The sequence below is a fragment of the Rahnella sp. CG8 genome (genome assembly GCF_023701875.1).
GTDB classification, from domain to species: Bacteria; Pseudomonadota; Gammaproteobacteria; order Enterobacterales; family Enterobacteriaceae; genus Rahnella; species Rahnella aceris.
This window is the reverse complement of sequence record NZ_JABAED010000059.1, coordinates 1-7147: the sequence shown is the minus strand read 5'-3', so window position 1 is coordinate 7147 and position 7147 is coordinate 1. Positions and strand designations below refer to the sequence as shown.

Below are 7147 nucleotides of genomic sequence, written 5' to 3'. Positions count from 1 at the left end.
GCGCGTGCAGAACCGCCGTAGGTTTTAGCCAGAACGGTAGTGATTGCTGCAGTCAGGGTAGTTTTACCGTGGTCAACGTGGCCGATAGTACCAACGTTAACGTGCGGTTTGTTACGTTCAAATTTTTCTTTAGACACGGCTATATTCCTTACTCTTGTGCTCTCCCTTCAAAGAGAGAGCACGGGATCATTGTGTTTAAACCAGTGGCTTATTTGCCACGAGCTTCAATAACGGCCAGGGCCACGTTATTCGGCGCATCATCGTACTTCAGGAATTCCATGGAGTAAGATGCACGGCCTTTGGTCAGTGAACGCAGCTGAGTTGCATAACCGAACATTTCGGAAAGCGGAACTTCAGCATGAATCACAACGCCAGTAGCGTTAGATTCTTGGCCTTTCAGCATACCACGACGGCGGCTAAGGTCACCGATGACGTCACCAGTGTTCTCTTCCGGAGTCTCTACTTCAACCTTCATGATCGGCTCAAGCAGGACTGGTTTCGCTTTCTTAAAGCCATCTTTAAAGGCAATAGAAGCGGCCAGTTTAAACGCCAGCTCGGAGGAGTCAACGTCATGGTAAGAACCGAAGTGCAGACGCACGCCCAGATCGACTACCGGGTAACCGGCCAGTGGACCAGACTTCAGCTGTTCCTGGATGCCTTTGTCAATCGCGCCGATGAATTCACCAGGAATTACACCACCTTTGATTTCGTTGACAAACTCATACCCTTTCGGATTTGTGCCAGGTTCTAATGGGTACATGTCGATCACAACGTGACCATACTGACCGCGACCACCAGACTGCTTAGCGTGTTTACCTTCAACATCGGTAACTTTAGCGCGGATAGCTTCACGGTATGCAACCTGCGGCTTACCGACGTTAGCTTCAACGTTAAATTCACGACGCATACGGTCAACCAGGATATCCAGGTGAAGTTCACCCATACCTGCGATGATTGTCTGGCCAGACTCTTCATCAGTCCAAACGCGGAATGATGGGTCTTCTTTTGCCAGACGGCCCAGAGCCAGACCCATTTTTTCCTGGTCAGCTTTGGTTTTTGGTTCTACCGCAACGGAGATTACCGGCTCAGGGAATTCCATGCGTTCCAGGATAATCACGTTATCCGGATCACACAGGGTATCACCTGTAGTCACGTCTTTCAGACCGATCGCAGCAGCGATATCGCCCGCACGAACTTCTTTGATTTCTTCACGCTTGTTAGCGTGCATCTGAACGATACGACCCAGACGTTCACGCTGAGATTTCACTGGGTTAAATACAGTGTCACCTGAATTGACGAGACCGGAATAAACACGGAAGAACGTCAAGTTACCCACGAATGGGTCAGTAGCGATTTTGAACGCCAGAGCAGAGAACGGCTCTGAATCGTCAGAATGGCGAACTGCCGGAGTGTCTTTACCGTCGTCCAACAGGCCGTTGATAGCTTCAACGTCAGTTGGTGCTGGCAGATACTCAACAACAGCATCCAGCATTGCCTGTACGCCTTTGTTTTTAAACGCAGAACCACAGGTAACCAGGATGATTTCGTTGTTCAGAACGCGCTTACGCAGAGAAGTTTTGATCTCTTCTTCAGTCAGCTCTTCGCCACCAAAGAATTTCTCCATCAGCTCATCAGAGCCTTCAGCAGCGGCTTCAACCAGTTTCTGACGCCATTCTTCAGCCAGTTCTTGCATGTTGGCAGGGATTTCTTCGTATTCGAAGGTAACGCCCTGATCAGCTTCGTTCCAGTTGATAGCTTTCATCTTCACCAGGTCAACAACACCGGTGAATTTCTCTTCCGCGCCGATTGCCAGTTGCAGTGGCACCGGAGTTGCGCCCAGACGTTTTTCAATCTGGTCAACAACTTTCAGGAAGTTAGCACCCATACGGTCCATTTTGTTAACGAACGCGATACGAGGAACTTTATATTTGTTTGCCTGACGCCATACGGTCTCAGACTGTGGCTGAACACCGCCAACAGCACAGTAAACCATTACCGCGCCATCAAGAACACGCATGGAACGTTCTACTTCGATGGTGAAGTCAACGTGCCCTGGGGTGTCAATGATGTTGATGTGGTGTGGTTCGAACTGCTTAGCCATACCAGACCAGAAACAGGTGGTGGCAGCGGACGTGATGGTAATACCACGTTCCTGTTCCTGCTCCATCCAGTCCATGGTGGCTGCGCCATCATGAACTTCACCGATTTTGTGGTTTACACCGGTGTAGAACAGAACACGTTCGGTAGTGGTTGTCTTACCGGCGTCGATGTGAGCACTGATACCAATGTTACGGTAGCGCTCAATGGGTGTTTTACGAGCCATTTGATTCCTCTATAACTAGGACGTTCAAGTTCAGTTAACCCAAGCGGGTTGGCTTCTTGAAGCGCCCGCTTGGTTAGCATAACTACTGCTAAGTGATTACCAGCGGTAGTGGGCGAACGCCTTGTTGGCTTCAGCCATACGGTGAACGTCTTCACGTTTCTTAACTGCAGTACCTTTGTTCTCTGCAGCATCAGAAAGTTCGTTCGCCAGGCGGAGAGCCATGGATTTATCACCGCGTTTACGAGCAGCTTCAACGATCCAACGCATTGCCAGAGCATTACGACGAACCGGACGGACTTCAACTGGAACCTGATAAGTAGAACCACCTACGCGGCGGGACTTAACTTCGACAGTCGGACGAACGTTGTCCAGTGCGACTTCGAAAGCTTCCAGGTGGCCTTTACCGCTACGTTGAGCCAGGGTCTCAAGAGCAGTGTAGACGATTGCTTCTGCAGTAGATTTTTTACCATCTACCATCAGAATGTTGACGAATTTTGCCAGCAGTTCGGATCCGAACTTAGGATCTGGCAGGATTTTACGTTGACCAATGACGCGACGACGTGGCATGGAAATACTCCGTTGTTAATTCAGGATTGTCCAAAACTCTAAGAGTTTATTTTGACAGTAAAGTGAAAATGTTTGGCCTTACTTAACGGAGAACCATTAAGACTTCGGCTTTTTAACGCCGTATTTAGAACGAGATTGCTTACGATCCTTAACGCCTGAACAGTCCAGTGCGCCACGGACGGTGTGATAACGCACACCTGGCAAGTCTTTTACACGACCGCCACGGATCAGGATCACGGAGTGTTCCTGCAGGTTGTGACCTTCACCGCCGATGTAGGAGGTAACTTCAAAACCGTTAGTCAAACGCACACGGCAGACTTTACGCAGTGCGGAGTTTGGTTTTTTAGGAGTGGTGGTATATACACGAGTACATACGCCACGTTTCTGCGGGCAAGCTTCCAGCGCTGGAACGTTGCTTTTAGCAACCTTCGTAGAGCGTGGTTTGCGTACCAGCTGATTAATTGTTGCCATTAAAAAGCTCCTGGATTTTGGTTCATAAACTACTTTGTAAACGCGTGATAAATCGCCCCATAAAAAGCATTAGCTAATATGGGGACGCAGAATTTTAGGGCTGACCTAAGAGGGTGTCAAGAAATATACAGCACATCGTTGTTTCACCATGCTGTTTGCTGGGTATGTTTCTCAGTCAGCGCGACGAAACCAGTATAGTCGATCAATGTGATTCTGTGTGAAATTTGACCAACCAGACCACGAGCCGCCAAATCTTCGCTTAAAACATAAATGGACTGCACATGCTGACTCATCAGGTTGCATGCCTCACTGCCATCAAGTGCAGCCAGCACGCCATCCTGCATCAGCAGAAGCGCATCGTCCTGGGCGATCATGTGAATAAGCAATGAAAAATCACAATGTTGCGGGGAATTGGCAAGAGTAAAAAGCATGGAGTTTCCTGATTTAAAACGTCATTACCACATCATATTCGGCCAGTCGCTGGCGAATTTCAGTCACGGGCAACGGCTCAACATCCAGAACCCATTCATGGCCAGCCGACAGGCCCCGTGTCTTTAATGACTCTTCACAAACGAAACACTGATCGACATCGTAAAGAGATAACACGCCGAACGTGGCAATATAATTACGCGCCAAAATTTTTTCCGGCTGCTGCGCTGACATTAACTGGAAAACACCATCAGCTATGAAAAATACACCAATATCTTCGGTCAGCGCTGACGTTGCCAGCAACGCATCCAGCCCTTCCCGTCCTGCAGACGTACCGTGCGGACCCTGGGTGAATACAAACGCGATCTTCTTCATTATTGCTCCCTGCATTCACACATCAGAACTGCACCAGACGATCACAGGTCAACGAAGCTTCAGCCAGACTGCCCAGTCCGGTCAGGGTAAAACCCGGCTGCAAGTTAGTCTGCCCGTGCCCCTGATTATGGGCTTCTGTTTCATCTATCACACCGCGGCGTAATGCGGCAGCGACACACACATTGAGTGCCACCTGGTAATCTGCCGCCATGCGCTGCCAGGATCGGACTAAATCGAATTCATCGGATGCCGGCGCGGAAAGCAAATTACCATTGAGCACACCTTCACGATAAAAAAACACGCTGTCGAGATGATGACCGCTGGCGATCAGCGCCAGTGCAAACTGATACGCGGCACTGGCTTGCTGAGTGCCGTATGCAGGGCCGGTGACCAGCAGGCAGTAACGCAGTTTCAACGTTCGTTCCCCACCAGATCACCGCTTTTAAACTGGCGGATATACAGGTAGACCGTGTGCTTAGAAATGTTGAGGCGATCCGCAACCTGATTAATCGCGTCTTTGATATCAAAAATACCCTTTTCATAAAGATTCAGAACCACCTGACGGTTCTTCGCATTGTTAGATACGTTGCGGTCAGCGTTGACTTCTTCAATGGTGAATTCCAGCGTCTGAGCCACCAGATCATCTACGGATGACGCGAAGTTAACGGACGATGCCACTTCCTGCGTCTCAGGCGGCATAAAGGTCTGAATGATTTGCGAGAAAGGTACGTCAAGATTCATGTTGATGCACAGCAAGCCAATCACGCGTTGCTCACGGTTGCGAATAGCGATGGTGACTGACTTCATCAGCACGCCACTTTTCGCGCGGGTGAAATAAGCTTTGGACACATTACTGTCCGCACCGGTCATGTCATGCAACATGCGCAGCGCTAAATCCGTAATTGGCGAGCCGATTTTACGACCAGTATGCTCACCATTAGCAATACGGACCGCTGAACATTTCAGGTCTTCCAGTGAATGCAGAACAATTTCGCAATGCTCACCGATCAGCATCGCAAGCCCGTCCACCACGGCCTCGTATGAAGACAAAATCTCATGATCGACCTGGCTGAACGGACGTTGGTCCAGCAAATCCAGTTCACCGGTTTCGCCAGTTATAAGCGAATTAGACATCGAAGCTACCACCCTCTCTATCGCGCCTTCCAACGGGAGTCAGGACGCATTATTCATCATTCCACGGTCGTTACTGTATCAAAGACACAGAAAAAACGGCCTTACGATTATATGGATCTGTGACGTTATGCCGGGGAAACAAAAGCGTCAAGTTATCATCATAGAGTAACCTCAATAAAATGAAGGACGGGCGGCAAGAAAAGTGAGAGGCGAAAAAAAACCGCCGCATTTAGCGACGGTTTTCTGCAACGACTCAGCAGCAACTTAGTTTGCTTTTGGTGCTGCTTCAGCAGGTTTTTCAGCTGCTTTCGGGTCAGCCTTAGGTGCCGCTTTCACATCCAGCAGTTCAACATCGAACACCAGAGTGGAGTTAGCCGGGATCCCCGGAACGCCAGTTTTACCGTAGGCCAGTGCCGGTGGGATGACCAGCTTGATTTTGCCGCCTTTCTTGATGTGTTTCAGGCCTTCAGTCCAGCCAGGAATTACACCGTCAAGACGGAAGGACAGCGGCTCACCGCGGGTATAAGAATTATCGAACTCTGTACCGTCGGTCAGGGTACCTTTGTAGTTAACGACAACGGTATCGCTGTCTTTAGGCGCTGCGCCAGCACCTGGTTTTTCAACCTGATACAACAGACCTGACTCAGTTTTCTTCACGCCTTTTTCTTTGGTGAAATCAGCACGGAATTTGTCGCCTTTGTCAGCGTTAGCTTTCGCGTCCTGCTCCATCTTAGCCTGTGCTGATGCTTTCACACGGCCTTCGAAGGTTTGCAGAGTCTGCTCGATTTCCTGATCAGACAGTTTGCTTTTGTTCGCGAACGCATCCTGAACACCGGCGATCAACTGGTCTTTATCCAGTTTGATGCCCAGCTTTTCTTGCTCTTTCAGGGAGTTGTCCATGTAGCGACCCAGCGATGCACCCAGAGCATACGCAGCCTGCTCATCATCACTTTTGAATTTGGCCGTATCTGTTGCTGCCGGAGCAGTTGCAGCAGGGGCAGCGGCTGGCGCAGTTGCAGCAGCGGCCGGTGCTGTGGCTTCAGCAGCCATAACCTGAGTGGCATTCAGGGCGATAGCCATGGTGGTTGCCAGCAGAGTTACTTTAAACAGTGATTTCATCCATTTCTCCAGGACCAGAAATCTGTGACCTCTGGTAATAATTACGAAAGTTCGGCGGTTACTATAACTGTCCGTCTCACGACAAAACAATCTCTATACACGCCATTAGCGTCTTATTCCGACCTTTTTTACATCAATAAGTTTCGTCACACGATCGGGATATACGGATAAAGCGTCAGGGAGGTCAGGTAATCCTGCGGCTTTACGGGTAGAATCGCCGGTCTACAATACAGGATGAGGTTCAGGTCAGTGCACAACATGATCAACACGAGCCATACAGTGAGGTAATGATGATGAACTCAAATACCATTGAACAACGTCTGGAGATGCTGGAAAACAAACTGGCTTTTCAGGAAATTACCATTGAAGAGCTGAACATGATTGTCACACAGCATCAGTTGGAAATGAGCAGACTGCACGATCACCTGCGCCTGCTGACAGACAAACTGCGTGCCAGCCAGCCATCAATGATTGCCGATCAGTCGGAAGAAACGCCGCCACCGCATTATTGATACGGATTGCGACGCAACAAAAAGGCGCCCTTGCGGCTAATGCCGGTCACTTAAGGTGACCGGCATTGTTTTTTAAGGGGTATTTTGACCTTTTTTCTCTCACTTCCCTCGCATATTCACGCTCACGCCTCGAGGGCAGCTTTAGCATCGCTGCGTTGCTGTAAAAATGCTTCAGATGACCCGGGATGGCTCCCGCTGATGCCCACGGCAGCCCGAT

10 protein-coding genes and 1 pseudogene are annotated in these 7147 nt (G+C 49.6%); 1 reads left to right on the top strand and 10 read right to left on the bottom strand.

Annotated elements, in window-relative coordinates; genetic code table 11:
- From HGO41_RS25545 to fkpA, 9 genes are all read right to left on the bottom strand, one after another.
- Positions 1-137: GTP-binding protein (locus HGO41_RS25545; RefSeq protein ID WP_228389065.1), on the bottom strand; the 137-nt coding region annotated here is incomplete at its 3' end.
- A gap of 71 nt (positions 138-208) precedes the next feature.
- Positions 209-2323: an elongation factor G gene (gene fusA / locus HGO41_RS25540; RefSeq protein WP_013573669.1), complete on the bottom strand. Its 2115-nt coding sequence runs from the start codon at positions 2321-2323 to the stop codon at positions 209-211.
- A gap of 96 nt (positions 2324-2419) precedes the next feature.
- On the bottom strand, positions 2420-2890 hold the full coding sequence (rpsG, locus tag HGO41_RS25535) for a 30S ribosomal protein S7 (protein WP_005969574.1): 471 nt from the start codon (positions 2888-2890) through the stop codon (positions 2420-2422).
- A 96-nt stretch (positions 2891-2986) separates the two neighbouring features.
- Complete coding sequence (gene rpsL, locus HGO41_RS25530; RefSeq protein WP_013573668.1) at positions 2987-3361, bottom strand: 30S ribosomal protein S12; 375 nt, start codon at positions 3359-3361, stop codon at positions 2987-2989.
- 143 nt (positions 3362-3504) lie between these two features.
- Positions 3505-3792, bottom strand: coding sequence for a sulfurtransferase complex subunit TusB (gene tusB / locus HGO41_RS25525; RefSeq protein WP_013573667.1), 288 nt, complete (start codon positions 3790-3792; stop codon positions 3505-3507).
- 13 nt (positions 3793-3805) lie between these two features.
- Positions 3806-4165 carry a sulfurtransferase complex subunit TusC gene (gene tusC / locus HGO41_RS25520; RefSeq protein ID WP_250981634.1) on the bottom strand — a complete coding sequence of 120 codons (360 nt, stop codon included), beginning with the start codon at positions 4163-4165 and terminating at the stop codon, positions 3806-3808.
- Positions 4166-4187: 22 nt separating this feature from the next.
- Positions 4188-4580 (bottom strand): sulfurtransferase complex subunit TusD, encoded by a 393-nt coding sequence (gene tusD / locus HGO41_RS25515; RefSeq protein WP_013573665.1) that lies wholly within the window; start codon positions 4578-4580, stop codon positions 4188-4190.
- On the bottom strand, positions 4577-5299 hold the full coding sequence (locus HGO41_RS25510) for a helix-turn-helix transcriptional regulator (RefSeq protein WP_013573664.1): 723 nt from the start codon (positions 5297-5299) through the stop codon (positions 4577-4579). The genes tusD and HGO41_RS25510 overlap by 4 nt, the downstream gene beginning before the upstream one ends.
- Positions 5300-5563: 264 nt before the next feature.
- Positions 5564-6418 carry an FKBP-type peptidyl-prolyl cis-trans isomerase gene (gene fkpA / locus HGO41_RS25505; protein WP_013573663.1) on the bottom strand — a complete coding sequence of 285 codons (855 nt, stop codon included), beginning with the start codon at positions 6416-6418 and terminating at the stop codon, positions 5564-5566.
- A gap of 293 nt (positions 6419-6711) precedes the next feature.
- Here fkpA and HGO41_RS25500 point away from each other — a divergent pair, with 293 nt between their 5' ends.
- Positions 6712-6930: a protein SlyX gene (locus HGO41_RS25500; protein WP_014411533.1), complete on the top strand. Its 219-nt coding sequence runs from the start codon at positions 6712-6714 to the stop codon at positions 6928-6930.
- Between the two features lie 46 nt (positions 6931-6976).
- Here the strand turns inward: HGO41_RS25500 and HGO41_RS25495 are convergent.
- Positions 6977-7147 (bottom strand): annotated as a pseudogene (locus HGO41_RS25495) (IS4 family transposase); the annotation flags it as partial.